Genomic DNA, 241 nt, shown 5'->3' on the forward strand with positions numbered 1-241 from the left:
CCGCGCGCGAGATATTGCAGCACCTCGACCTCGCGCGGCGACAGCCCGTTGAGCGCGACGTCGCGGCCGCCGCCGCAACTGCCCGCCGGGAAGCAGTCGTAACCGAGCAGCACTGCCTTGACCACGACGCACAGCTCTTCCACGCCCCGGCTCTTGCTCACATAGCCGTTCGCGCCCGCGATGCGCGTGTGGTTCGCCATGACCTGCTCCGGCTTGGCCGACAGCACGATGATGCGCGTGG

General features: G+C 69.3%; 1 pseudogene. It reads right to left on the reverse strand.

The features are described from left to right. Positions 1-241: pseudogene (locus SB772_RS45040) on the reverse strand (DNA-binding response regulator); the annotation flags it as partial.

Source organism: Paraburkholderia sp. SIMBA_030 (assembly GCF_046535245.1).
Lineage (GTDB): Bacteria > Pseudomonadota > Gammaproteobacteria > Burkholderiales > Burkholderiaceae > Paraburkholderia.